General features: G+C 67.0%; 11 protein-coding genes. 5 read left to right on the forward strand and 6 right to left on the reverse strand.

All coding sequences use genetic code 11. The annotated features are described in order from the left end of the window. Positions 1 to 88 precede the first annotated feature (88 nt). Positions 89 to 1,528 (forward strand): Dyp-type peroxidase, encoded by a 1,440-nt coding sequence (locus J5Y10_RS06935; protein WP_209372100.1) that lies wholly within the window; start codon positions 89 to 91, stop codon positions 1,526 to 1,528. Between the two features lie 83 nt (positions 1,529 to 1,611). On the opposite strand, the gene purU is transcribed toward J5Y10_RS06935, so the two are convergent. The 3 genes from purU to J5Y10_RS06950 form a co-directional block, all read right to left on the reverse strand. Further along, positions 1,612 to 2,490 (reverse strand): formyltetrahydrofolate deformylase, encoded by an 879-nt coding sequence (purU, locus tag J5Y10_RS06940; RefSeq protein ID WP_209372102.1) that lies wholly within the window; start codon positions 2,488 to 2,490, stop codon positions 1,612 to 1,614. 154 nt (positions 2,491 to 2,644) lie between these two features. Further along, complete coding sequence (locus J5Y10_RS06945; protein WP_209372104.1) at positions 2,645 to 3,076, reverse strand: CBS domain-containing protein; 432 nt, start codon at positions 3,074 to 3,076, stop codon at positions 2,645 to 2,647. A gap of 101 nt (positions 3,077 to 3,177) precedes the next feature. Then, on the reverse strand, positions 3,178 to 4,959 hold the full coding sequence (locus J5Y10_RS06950; protein ID WP_209372106.1) for a glucan ABC transporter ATP-binding protein/ permease: 1,782 nt from the start codon (positions 4,957 to 4,959) through the stop codon (positions 3,178 to 3,180). A gap of 239 nt (positions 4,960 to 5,198) precedes the next feature. Between J5Y10_RS06950 and J5Y10_RS06955 the strand changes: the two genes are divergently transcribed. Both J5Y10_RS06955 and J5Y10_RS06960 read left to right on the forward strand, forming a co-directional pair. Then, complete coding sequence (locus J5Y10_RS06955; RefSeq protein WP_209372108.1) at positions 5,199 to 6,203, forward strand: Bug family tripartite tricarboxylate transporter substrate binding protein; 1,005 nt, start codon at positions 5,199 to 5,201, stop codon at positions 6,201 to 6,203. A gap of 5 nt (positions 6,204 to 6,208) precedes the next feature. After that, entirely contained in the window at positions 6,209 to 7,237 is a 1,029-nt protein-coding gene (locus J5Y10_RS06960; RefSeq protein WP_209372110.1) for a Bug family tripartite tricarboxylate transporter substrate binding protein, read from the forward strand. A gap of 140 nt (positions 7,238 to 7,377) precedes the next feature. Here the strand turns inward: J5Y10_RS06960 and J5Y10_RS06965 are convergent, their stop codons facing one another. Beyond that, positions 7,378 to 8,412 carry a hypothetical protein gene (locus J5Y10_RS06965; protein ID WP_209372112.1) on the reverse strand — a complete coding sequence of 345 codons (1,035 nt, stop codon included), beginning with the start codon at positions 8,410 to 8,412 and terminating at the stop codon, positions 7,378 to 7,380. A 213-nt stretch (positions 8,413 to 8,625) separates the two neighbouring features. Further along, positions 8,626 to 9,522 carry a hypothetical protein gene (locus J5Y10_RS06970; RefSeq protein ID WP_209372114.1) on the reverse strand — a complete coding sequence of 299 codons (897 nt, stop codon included), beginning with the start codon at positions 9,520 to 9,522 and terminating at the stop codon, positions 8,626 to 8,628. Positions 9,523 to 9,931: 409 nt separating this feature from the next. On the opposite strand from J5Y10_RS06970, the gene J5Y10_RS06975 reads away from it, so the two are divergent. Continuing rightward, positions 9,932 to 10,174, forward strand: a complete 243-nt coding sequence (locus J5Y10_RS06975; RefSeq protein ID WP_209372116.1) for a hypothetical protein — start codon at positions 9,932 to 9,934, stop codon at positions 10,172 to 10,174. A gap of 177 nt (positions 10,175 to 10,351) precedes the next feature. On the opposite strand, the gene J5Y10_RS06980 is transcribed toward J5Y10_RS06975, so the two are convergent. Continuing rightward, complete coding sequence (locus J5Y10_RS06980) at positions 10,352 to 11,017, reverse strand: glutathione S-transferase (protein ID WP_209372117.1); 666 nt, start codon at positions 11,015 to 11,017, stop codon at positions 10,352 to 10,354. Positions 11,018 to 11,240: 223 nt separating this feature from the next. Between J5Y10_RS06980 and J5Y10_RS06985 the strand changes: the two genes are divergently transcribed. Next, positions 11,241 to 12,470: a polyhydroxyalkanoate depolymerase gene (locus J5Y10_RS06985; RefSeq protein ID WP_209372118.1), complete on the forward strand. Its 1,230-nt coding sequence runs from the start codon at positions 11,241 to 11,243 to the stop codon at positions 12,468 to 12,470. Positions 12,471 to 12,489 lie beyond the last annotated feature (19 nt).

The raw sequence follows: 12,489 nt of genomic DNA on the forward strand, positions 1-12,489 counted from the left end.
TGACGCCACGTGCGATGCGTCGCTGCCGGCTTCGGGTCGCCCCTTCGGGAGATCACGCTGACCCCGACGCGATCAAAGGACCGATCCCATGGCCGTAAACCTCGACAAGGCGCTTTCCTGGATGAACGCCAACGAGAGCGAGGAGGTGATGCTCCGACGGCTACAGGGGAACATCCTGAAGGGCCATGGGAGGCATCACACGGTCAACGTGTTCTTCCGGATCGATGCCGGACGGCGGGCGGAGATGCGGGCAGCCCTGCGGAGCATCGCCCGCGACCACATGATCAGCGCCCTCGACCAGCTCGACGAGGCCAGACAGTTCCATGCGGGCGGGCCGCCCGGAGGAGCTTTCGTGGCCACCATGCTGTCCGCGACCGGCTATGCCGCGCTGGACGTCGCCGCCGGCCGCGTGCCGGCCGACCCCAGCTTCCGGAAGGGCATGAAGGCCGCGCAACTCGGTGATCCGCCGGTGGAATCCTGGGACGCGGCGTTCCGCGGCCAAGTCGACGGGATGATCCTGATTGGCGGCAGGTCACCCGAGGAGGTCGCGCCGAAGCGGGTGGCGATCGTCGCGCTGCTCCGGGGCGCCGGGGGCAGCATCCTCGCCGAGCAGAAGGGGAAGGCCATCTTCGACGAGCGCGGCGAGGGTATCGAGCACTTCGGCTATGTCGATGGCCGGAGCCAGCCACTTCCCCTTCTCGAGGACTTGGCAAGGGAGGGGCACGAGGGCGGCCTGGACGAATGGAACCCCCACGCCCCACTCGGCGTGGCGCTCGTCCCGGATCCGGGCACGGACGACGGGGTGAGCTTCGGCAGCTACTTCATCTTCCGCAAGCTTGACCAGGACGTGCTGGGTTTCAAGCGCCGCGAGCAGAAGCTCGCCACCGCCCTGGGGCTGACGGGCGGGGCGCGGGAACTGGCCGGGGCCTATGCGGTGGGGCGGTTCGAGGACGGCACGCCGGTCACCCTGTCGGGCACGGCCCGAGGCGGCACGCCGCCGAACAACTTCAACTACGACCAGGACCGTGCCGGGGCGCGCTGCCCGTTCCACGCGCATATCCGGAAGACGAACCCGCGGGGGACCGGCGGCTTCGAGGAGCCCGGGGACGAGAGGAAGCACCTGATGCTACGGCGGGGGATTCCCTACGAGGACGTTCCCCGCAAGGTGGAACCGAAGGACCTGCCGGACGTCGAGTCCGAGGGGGATTTCGAGGCGCAGGTCGCGCCGAAGCTTCCTTCGCGCGATGTGGGCCTGCTCTTCATGGCCTATAATCGGGACCTCGCGGACCAGTTCGAGTTCACGCAGGTCAACTGGGCGAACAACCCGGATTTTCCGCGTAACGGTCTTCCGGAGATGCTGGACGCGCTCATCGGGCAACCGGCCGGATCGGGGCTGAAGCAGTCCTGGCCGCGACGGTACGGCGACCATGCGGCCGGGACGATCCAGTTCAGCTTCGCCGACTTCGTTACGATGCGCGGGGGAGAATATTTCTTCGCACCCAGCCTGACCTTCCTGCGGCACCTCTGACGGGGCGGCGATGACGCAGAAGCTGCGGGCGGGGGTGGGGGACGACCGGCGGGCGGGGTGACGCCCGCCGGGCTGCCCGGGCGTCAGTCCCGGAATACGACCGTGCGCGAGCCGTTCGGCAACACCCGGTCCTCGAGCCACCAGAGGAGTGCGCGGGAGAGGACGCGGCGTTCGATGTCGCGGCCCTGGCGGACGAGGTCGTCGGGCGTGTCGTTGTGGGAGATGCGCTCCACGTCCTGCTCGATGATCGGGCCTTCGTCGAGGTCGGCGGTGACGAAGTGGGCGGTGGCGCCGATGAGCTTCACGCCGCGGGCATGGGCCTGGTGGTAGGGGCGCGCCCCCTTGAAGCCCGGGAGGAAGGAGTGGTGGATGTTGATGCAGCGGCCGGAGAGCTTGGCCGCCAGCCCGTCCGACAGGATCTGCATGTAGCGGGCGAGGATCACGAGCTCGGCGCCGGATTCACGGATGACGCGCCAGACCTCCCCCTCCTGCTCCAGCTTCGTGGCCTTGGAGACGGGGAGGTGGTGGAAGGGGACGTCGGCGAAGTCGAGGTGCTGGTAGGTCTCGCGCGGGTGGTTGGAGACAATGCCGACGAGGTCCATCGGAAGCTCGCCCAGGCGCCAGCGGTAGAGGATGTCGGCCAGGCAGTGGTCGAACTTCGAGACGAGGACGATGACCTTCCGGCGGACGGCGCGGTCGCGGAGCGTCCAGTCCATGCCGAAGCGGGAGGCGACGCCTTCCAGGTCGGCGCGGAGGGCGGGGAGGTCCAGCGCGTCCTCCGGGTGGTCCAGGGTGATGCGGGCGAAGAAGCGGCGGCTTTCCGCGTCGTCGTACTGCTGGGCTTCCCGGATGTTGCCGCCCCGCTCGAAGATGGTGGTGGCGACGGCGGCCACGATGCCCGGGCGGTTGGGGCAGGTGAGGGTCAGGACGTATTCGGGCCGGATCTTGGATTCGGGGGGCATAGCGGACCTTGGGCGGACCTGTGGGCTGGGTGCCGGCGGGCCGGCGCGACAGCCCCTTGCCACCAAGGCGGAGATCGGGCCAGCCCCCATCGGGCGCGACGCCGGCCCGGACCGTTCCCGTGCCGGCCCAGGCCCCTGCCCTGCCCCGGCCGGGTCAGCCCGTGGTGACGTATTCCTTCAGGGCCTCGGCCTCGCCCACGGCCGCGTCGATGCGCGCCTTCACGAGGTCGCCGATGGAGACGATGCCGACCACCCGATCGCCGTCCAGCACGGGGAGGTGGCGGACCCGGCGGTCCGTCATCAGTTCCAGGGCCGTGGTAATGGGGGTGTCCGGGGTCACGGTATGAAGAACCTTTGTCATCGCGTCGGCGGCGGTGAGGCTGTCCACCGTGGCCTCGTCCTCCGCGAAGAGGCGGACGATGTCGCGCTCGGACAGGATGCCGAGGGGCGGGCCCTCGCCGCCGCGGACGAGGACGGCGCCGATGCGGTGGCGGACCAGGGTCCGGGCAACCTCGGGCAGGGACTGGCCGGCCTCGACGGTGGTCACCTCGCGCCCCTTGTTCCGCAGAATGGATGCGATCGTCATGACGTCCTCCTCTGGCGATGTGCCCTGGGAGGATGGTGTCATGACGGGGACGTCACGTTACAAGTGGAAACGTCCCTGTTCACCTCCGCTTGAACCCGGCGTCAGGCCGGAACGGGCGCCGGCTTCTTTGCGTCCGTGCCGGTGAGCTGGGTTTTCACCAGCTCCGCAAAGCGACCGCCCTGGGCGACCAGGTCCTCGAAGGTGCCGCGCTCCGCCACGCGGCCGAGTTCGAAGACGAGGATCTCGTCGGCGTCGCGGATGGTGGAGAGGCGGTGGGCGATGATGAAGGTGGTACGGCCGGCCATCAGGACCTTCAAGGCCTTCTGGACGCGGGCCTCCGTGGCGGCGTCGAGCGCGCTGGTGGCCTCGTCCAGGATGAGGATCGGGGGATCCTTCAACAGGGCGCGCGCGATGGAGAGGCGCTGCTTCTGGCCGCCGGAGAGAGAGGTGCCGCGCTCGCCGACCGGGGTGTCATAGCCCTGGGGCTGGCGGGTGATGAAGTCGTGCGCCTCCGCCATGCGGCAGGCCTGCTCCAGCTCCTCCTGCGTGGCCTCGGGGCGGCCGACGAGGAGGTTCTCCCGGATGGTGCGGTTGAAGAGCATGGCGTCCTGAAAGACCACGCCGACGTTGCGGCGCAGGCTTTCGAGGGAGATGTCGCGCAGGTCGTGGCCGTCGATGGTGACGCGGCCCTCGATCGGGTCCCAGAGGCGCTGGAGGAGGGACATGGCGGTGGACTTGCCGGCGCCGGTCTGGCCCACCAGGGCGACGGTCTTGCCGGGCGGGGCCTCGAAGGAGACGTCGTTCAGGATCTTGCCGCCGCCGGGATAGCCGAAGGCGACGTGCTCGAAGGCGACATGGCCGGCGGTGCGGCCGAGGTCCACCGCATCCAGCTTCTCCGGGACGGAGGAGCGGGTGTCGAGGACGCCGAAGACCTCTCGCAGGCCGGGGACTTGCATCAGCAGGCGGGAGACGAAGCCGACCGCGCCTTCCAGGCGGCCGATAAGCATGGTGGCGAAGCCCATGAAGGAGACGATCTCGCCGACCGTGGCTTCCCCGCGCATGTGCAGCCAAGTGCCGAGGACGAAGATGGTGATGACGGAGATGGTGCTGGCGGAGCGGGTGAGGACGGAGACGACCGCCCACCAGTTCAGCACGGGGAACTGGTGATCCAACACCTGGCGCATGATGTCGCCGAAGAGCTTCGCCTCCGCGGCCAGACGGGTGAAGGACTGGACGACGACGACGTTGGAGAGGGCGTCCTGCGCGTTGCCGGCGAGCTGGGATTGGAAGCCCTCGGCCTTCTCCTGCGCCTCCTGCGTGCGGGAGACGACGAAGGCGGCGACGACGATGAAGACGACCACCAGGGCCAGCAGCACGAGGGCGAGGCGCCAGTTCATCAGGAAGGTCAGCGGCAGCAGGACGAAGCCGGTGATGAAGGTGGTCAGGTGCTCCCGGAAGAAGGAGAGCCAGATGGCGAAGAGGTGGTCCGTGCCGACCAGCATGATCTTCATCAGCCGCCCTGAGGCCGTGTCCCCGTGGAAGGAGAGCGGCATGGCCAGGACGTGCTGGAAGTAGCGGTGCATCACGGCCAGCCGGTTGCGGTGCGCCATGCGGTCCGCGAGGAGGGAGACGGCGACGTTGGCGGCGATGCCGGTGATGCCGACCGCGCCCCAGACGACGAGGAGAGCGGTGGCCTGGCGCCAGACGATGTCCTGCGGCTGGCGGTCCGCGCCGGAGAGGACATCGACCACGCGGCCGAAGAGGACGGGCTCCAGGAATTGCAGGCCGGCCAGGGCGAGGGCCGCCAGCGCCAGGCCGATCGCCACCCACTTGTCCGGGGCGAGGAGCCCGAGCACGCGGGCATAGGTCCGAAGAAAGCCCATGCTGGTCCGTATCCTCATCGCAGTCAGTTGGGGCGGCCGGAGGCGCAACGCCGCAGCCGGGGAATCGGATGCAGGCGCGGGAAGAGGGATGCGCGGGGAGAGGCCGGTGTCCAGCAAAGCCTTTGTGGGGTGCGACGGGCCTTGCCACGGCGTAGGAGGCTGGGGCACCTCTTGCGCGCCGGCCGCGACTCGAAGAGGGGCAGCAGACCCCCGCGCGCGGCCGCTTCAGGAGGCCGTCCATGACCCTGTCCCGCCGCGCGGCGCTGGCTGCGCCCGCCCTTCTTCTTCCAGCCCTCTTGCGCCCTTCCCGGGCCGGTGCCCAGGGGGCCTATCCCTCGCGACCCGTGCGTGTGGTGGTACCCTTCACGCCCGCCGGGACCACGGACGTGGCGGCGCGGATCGTCTCCGAACGCCTGCAATCCCGGCTCGGGCAGCCTTTCACGGTCGAGAACCGTGCGGGCGCGGGCGGGAATTCCGGGTCCGACCTGGTCGCCAAGGGTGAGGCGGACGGATATCTGCTGCTGATGCAGACCGTCTCCTCCGGGGCGATCAACTACACCCTTTATGGCGACCGCATGCCCTACCGGCCGGACGACCTGACCGAGGTGGGGCTGGTGATCCGGGTGCCGAACGTGATCTTCGTCACCAATTCCCTGCCGGTGAGGACGCTGCGGGAGCTGGTGGCTTATGCGAAGGCCAATCCGGGCAAGCTGAACATCGGGTCCTCCGGCGTCGGCACCTCGCTCCATGTCACGGGGGAGCTGCTGAAGATGGAGGCGGGGATCCAGATGTCGCACGTGCCCTTCCGGGGCGCGGGGCCGATGATGGCGGAGGTGATGTCCGGGCGGGTGGAGGTGGCGGTGGACAACCTGCCCTCCGCCATCGGGCATATCCGGGACGGGCGGCTGCGGGCGCTGGCGGTGACGACCGCGAGCCGGACCCCTGCCCTGCCGGACTGCCCGACCACGGCGGAGGAGGGCTATCCCGGCGTGGAGGCGACGGGGTGGTTCGGCTTCCAAGCCCCGGGGCGCACGCCGCGCCCGATCGTCGAGAAGCTTGGCGCCGAGATCGACGCTATTGTGAAAGAACCGGCCACCAAGGCCCGCCTGGCGGACCTGGGTGGCATGATGCCGGGGCTGACGCCCGACGGGGGCACAAGCCCGGCCGCCTTCACCGCCTTCGTGCGGACCGAGATCGCCAAGTGGGGCGATGTGGTCCGGCGATCCGGTGCAACCGTGGAGTGAGAGTTATGACTGTCGGTTCCGCTGGCCGTTCTCCTGGCCGTTCCCCGGGCCTTTCCATCACCCGCCGGGGCGCCCTTCTGGCGGTGCCGGCCCTTGCCGCGCCTTCCCTGGCGCGGGCGCAGGGGAACGTGGCGGGCTATCCTTCCCGCGCCATCCGCATGATCGTCCCCTTCCCGGCCGCCGGGGCGACGGACCTGACCGCGCGGGTGGTGTGCGAGCGGATGGCGGCGATCCTCGGGCAGCCCGTGGTGATCGACAACCGGCCCGGCGCGGGCGGGAATATCGGGACGGAGATGGTCGCGAAGGCGGAGCCGGATGGCTACACGCTGCTGACCTTCACGATCGGCACGGCCAGCATCAACCAGTTCCTCTACACGAAGCTGCCCTTCGACCCGAACAAGGACCTGACGAGCGTCGCGCTGATCAACGAGGTGCCGAACGCCGTTGTCGTCGGCGCGGACAGCCCGTTCAGGACCTTCCAGGACCTGATGGCGGCGGCGAAGGCGAAGCCCGGCGACATCAACTTCGCCAGCCCGGGGAACGGGACCTCCGGGCACCTCTGCGGGGAGCTGCTGAAGTTCAAGACAGGGGTGAACATCACCCATATCCCCTATCGCGGCACCGCCTCCATCATCCCGGACGTGATGGCGGGGCGTTGCGACGTGGCAATCGACAACCTACCGGGCTACCTGCCGCACCTGACGGCAGGACGGATGCGGGCCCTGGCCGTGACCGCCGGCACCCGCTGGCCCGCCCTGCCGAATGTGCCGACCGTGAAGGAGTCCGGGGTGCCGGACTTCGAGGCGGTGGCCTGGTTCGGGTTCCAGGCGCCGGGGCGGACGCCGAAGCCGATCGTGGACAAGCTGGCGGAGCTGGTGACGCGGATCGTGGCGGAGCCGGCGGTGATCGACCGGCTGCGGGAGATCGGCAGCACGCCGAAGGCGCTGGGGCCGGAGGCGCTGGACCGCTACATCGCGGCCGAGAACGAGAAGTGGCAGGCGGTGGTGAAGCAGTCGGGCGCGCGGCTGGACTGATTGCCGGGAGAGAGGGCGGGATCGCCGGCGGCGATCTCGTCTTTCGGCAGGAGGCTGCCAGGACGGCGCTGGATGCCGGGCCTTCGGGACCCGCGCCTTTCTGAACCTCTGCGGACCTCGTCACAGGGTCCTGCGACCGCTTACCCTTCCGGATGGTCTTTGCGAGCTTTCTTCAATGTCTTGCCCGGGATAGCCGCGTACTCCTCGAGATATTGCCGGCCCTCACCCAGCAGAAAAACCCGGTCGCCGATGACCTTCACGGACTTTAGCAGGCCTAACGCCTCCGCCATTCGGTGGACAGAGGAGAAGACACATCTCACGGGTGGCACGCCGGCCATGAAATCGTAGTAGCCGTCGGTGTAGGCCCACTGACTTTCGGAACCGCGCCGGTGGAGGATCATCATAATGGAACCGGAAAACGCGGCGATATGATGTGCGCCGCCGCCCTGCGCGGTGACGAAGTGATAGCAGCGGCTATAAAGAACGTTTTTGAAGGTATTCAGATCCTGCAGGCCGCCCTGCTGCCGATGCCGGGTATAGAGATCGTCGAAGCTGATGATGTCGGGATATTTTTCGAGAAGCGCCCGGTCCGGAAAAATTTGCATCTCGTTCGCGTCAGTGCTGAAATTATTATCGATCGTCCCCATCCCATGGCGGATGTAAACGATCGTGAAGCTATCGCTTAGCACCTTGAACGCTTCTTCCAGCAGCCACAACCTGAGGAAATTGATGGGCCTTGCGCCCCACTCGACATTATACTTGTTGTGGATGATCAGCAGCGGCTTTTCCCGAAGATTTAGATCCGGCAAGAGCGGCAGGGCCTGGAACTTCTTCCGGAGATCCGGATAAACCAGGAATGGCGATTTGCCGCGGCCATCGAAGTCATGTTCGTCTTTTACGGGCATCCATTCAGGGCGCGCAGTCGGCGCCACCCAGGATCTTTTTTCGGGCTTTTCGATCAGCCGGCCTATCTTCATATCGTCGTAAAAGCACTTCATGCCTGCGTAGGTTACGACGGTACGGTTCCGCAAGAGGCCGACCTGCGACAGCCAATTGCAGAACGGCGTAAACAGGATGAGTTCCGCCCCAAATTCCCCGGTGTATTCCAGAGATGCCGGAAGATTTGCAATCGCGTCGAACGTATATTCAGGACCCAACCTCGTACCTTCCGACATGAGCGGCCTTCCCGTTCGACGGCCCAACCCTTATCCGCGGCACAGCGATTCGACAAGCTTGCGCAAGTCCCTGTTATTGTTCCGATGTAGAGCAGCGGCCTTTTGGGCCTGTCGAGCCGGATGCTCCAATTACCGCAGTTGGTCAGACAGAATGCTTGAAATAGACTGCCTGGATCGGCAACCAAATCGCGTCGAGAAATCCACCTCTGGCGTTCACCGGCTGGCCGCTCGTTGACGTTTCAGCTTCCGTCTTGCCAGAGACTGCAACTTGGCGACGTCCTCGGGCGTGAGCTTCTCTGCATATCGAGAGGCAATCGAGAATGTCCACCTGGGATGACGCGCGAGGCAGGCGTAAGCAAGGCCACGAATTCGGTTCGGATTTGCAGCCAATGCTGCCCGTACAACCCTTCGGACTATCAGATCGTCCAATGAGCGGCAGGCATTGAGCAGAGCATTTGCTCCCGCCGTGCTGGCGAAGGCCAGGACGGTCTCGTGGCCGGTGAATGGCACGGGAACCCGACGCAGTTCGCTGGCCGCCCTCATTACGCGCTCACCATGCGCCGTGTCGCCTCGGTGGCCTGGATCGAAGAGAATGTAACCAGGAGCCAGGCAGTCGCCGGAGGATATGGCCATCCCCGAATGCAGCGAAGGGCGAAAATGCCGGGTATATCTTGGATCCTCCCGCCCGACATCGGCCTTGTTGATCGACGACTGGGGAGAAAGGGCCACGATCGTCGTTAACCCGAGCAGGTCAGCGTATTTCACCGCGCCGTAAGCGCCCATGGAGAAGCCATATCCAACGCGCTCGGCGTATCCGGCCAAAACACTCTCAAGGTTCTCTGCCAGGACCTCCATGCTGGCTCTCGGAAACCAGTTAGGCTGTTTGGCCACAATGCCTATGGCAGCCAGATCCGACTTTCGAGCCAGAGTGTCTCCCCAGAAACGCCTGCCATCCGCGACAAAGCTCATCTCGCTGAATGTCAGGAGAAGGTAGTCGCTACCTCCCTCCAAGTAGAGCGCCTGTATGTGTTCGTCATCGTGAAGCAGTTTCGCCGGCTCTCGCTGCATCACGCCCTTGCTCGACTCCAGCCAGAGAACCTGATTGGTCACAGGCGGTCGGTCAACGCATGCGGGTTGAACCTCCACATCCCGAGCGTGGGGGAGGACTGCCACCTTAAACCGCCCCAAGGCGTGGGTCGGGTCGGTGACCGCGCGGTGCTTGGCCCCGGAGTGTGGCGCAACCCTCTACCCACAGTTCCGACGGGGAGTGCGGGATTGCTCTGACGCCTTCGCGCGTTTTCACTCCTCCCAGGGGGTCGTTAGGGCAGGACGCCTGTCGCGAATAACCCATGTTGTTAACTAGAACGACGGTCGGCTCACGAAAAATGTAATTTCAATCGAGTGCCGGAATCACCTAGGTTGCCGTTGGTCCACTCTTCCGGAGTGACCGCGGCATCCGGGGGGCCACCCCGGCTGGGGCGGAGTTGTCAACCGTGACGGTGGCTAGCATGAGGGTGAAATGACGTCGAGCGACCCTGGCCCGCTATATGACTGGCGCGAAGAGCTGGACGCTTTGCTGGAGGAACTGGTCGGCCGCTTCAACGAGCGGGATCTGGAAAGGGTCCTGCTTCGGGATGTCGGACTGGCGCTCATCCAGCGATTGGCGGCCCGCGAGGAGGTGGATGCCGTGGCAGCGGAATGGCGGGAACGCTGGCGGGAGACTGTGCGGCTGGAAAAGCTGCCGATGCACAGGCCGAACTAGGGTCTGCCGGGCCTTGGGTGGTGGGCGTAGCGGTCCCGCGGGACCGTCGCCAAGTAAGATGTTTCGGGCTCTGGATTGCCGCGGGCTGGCCTGATCCGTGTCATGGTGTGGGCTGGCCGGTCCTCGGATCGCGGTCCTCGCAGGGCATGGCGGCCGGGGCATGTTCGGCCGGTCCGGTCAGAATTCGGCGTCAACCTCCAGCTCGTGGATCGGCGGTTCCGGCTCTTCCTGGGCGGCCGCGACCCATTCGGCCATGGGAGCCCATTCCATGATCGTCCGCGCATAGGCGCCGGGGGCGCCGTCCAGACGCACGTCGTAGGTGAGGAAGCGGGTGACGACGGGGGCGTACATGGCGTCCGCGACCGTGGGGTGCTGGCCCATCAGCCAGGGGCCGCCCCAGTGGCCCTGGCATTCCCGCCATATGGAGAGGATGCGCTCGATATCCGCGCGCGGGCCGGACCAGATGCGGAAGCCCGGGCGATGGGCGCGGAGGTTCATGGGCAGCGAGGCACGGAGGGCCTGGAAGCCGGCATGCATCTCGCCGGCGATGGAGCGGCAGCGGGCGCGGGCGGCGGGGTCGGCGGGGAGCATCCGGGCTTCGGGGAAGCGCTCGTTCAGGGTTTCCGCGATGGCGGTGGTGTCCCAGATGCGCAGGCCATCCATCAGCAGGCAGGGAATGCGGATGGAGGAGGACTGGAGGAGGAGTTCGGCCCGGACGGCGGGGTCGTCCAGGTTCACCGCCTCGACCTCGACCTTCAGCCCTGCCAGGTGGCAGAGCAGAAAGCCGCGAAGCGACCAGGAGGAATAGTTGCGGCTGCTGATGAGAAGCCGGGGACGGTCCATGTCGCGTGTCCTCTCCGCCCCTTCTGCCGGGCGCGGGGTGTTCATGCCAGAACCGTTCCAGCCCGGCCACATGGCGGCTGGGCCGGGTATGGGCGGGCTTGAGGCATGCATGCAGCGGGATTCATCAGAGATTGACCCGGACCGTGCGACCTCTCACCATCAAAACCCGCGATGCCCTGGGCCGTTCCACACCTATGCGCCTGATACACACGATGCGGCCGGTATGATCTACCAGATCTGGCAGGCGCAGCAGGACCTGCAATTTCCCATGCGGGCCTTCGCCGAGAGCGCCGGGCGTATGCTCCGGCAGTGGGAGTCGGTGACGAACTCCGTGCCGCTGGCTGCCCCTTTTGTTCGCACGGCGGGCGCGGCGATGGAGCTGATCGCCCATTCGCGCACCACCCATACCCGGCCGGATTACGGCTTCCGCTCCGTGCAGGTGGGCAATCGGGCGGCGGCGGTGACGGAGGAGGTGGTGCACGAGACCCCCTTCGGCACCCTGCTGCGCTTCGCCAAGGACACGCCGGTGCAGCAGCCGCGGGTGCTGGTGGTGGCGCCGATGTCCGGGCACTTCTCCACCCTGCTGCGGGGGACGGTGGAGACGCTGCTGCCGGACCACGACGTGTACATCACGGACTGGGTGAATGCGCGGGACGTTCCCCTTTCGGCCGGCGAGTTCGCCTTTGACGACTTCACGGACCACATCATCCGCTTCCTCGAGGTGATGGGGCCGGGGAGCCACGTGCTGGCGGTGTGCCAGCCCGCGCCGGCGACCCTGGCGGCCGTGGCGGTGATGGCAGAGGCGCGGAACCGGGCGACGCCGGCGAGCATGACGCTCATGGCCGGGCCGGTCGATACGCGGGTCCACCCGACGAAGGTGAACGACCTCGCGAAGTCCAAGCCGCTCGACTGGTTCGAGACGAACCTGATCGGGACGGTGCCCGAGCGCTATGCCGGCGCGGGGCGGCGGGTCTATCCGGGGGCGGTGCAGTTGCAGGCCTTCATGTCCATGAACCTGGCCCGGCACATGAAGGCGCACCGGACGCAGTTCGAGAACATCGTGGCGGGAAAGGTGGAGGAGGCGGCGGCCCACCGGCGCTTCTACGACGAGTATTTCGCCGTGATGGACCTGCCGGCGGAGTACTACCTGCAGACCGTGCAGCGGATCTTCCAGGACCACGACCTGCCGCGGGGTGAGCTGACCCACCGGGGGCGGCGGGTGCGGCCGGAGGCCATCCGGCGGACGGCGCTGCTGACGGTGGAGGGGGAGCGGGACGACATCTGCTCCATCGGGCAGACCATGGCGGCGCTGGACCTCTGCCCGAATATCCCGCTGGGGATGCGGCACCACCACCTGCAGACGGGTGTCGGGCATTACGGTGTGTTCAGCGGGCGGCGCTGGGCGACGGAGGTTTATCCGCAGGTTCGGGCGATGATCCAGGCCAACAGCTAGGGGAGTGCGCGGGGTTAGT

The organism is Roseomonas indoligenes, from assembly GCF_017813365.1.
Taxonomy (GTDB): domain Bacteria; phylum Pseudomonadota; class Alphaproteobacteria; order Acetobacterales; family Acetobacteraceae; genus Roseomonas; species Roseomonas indoligenes.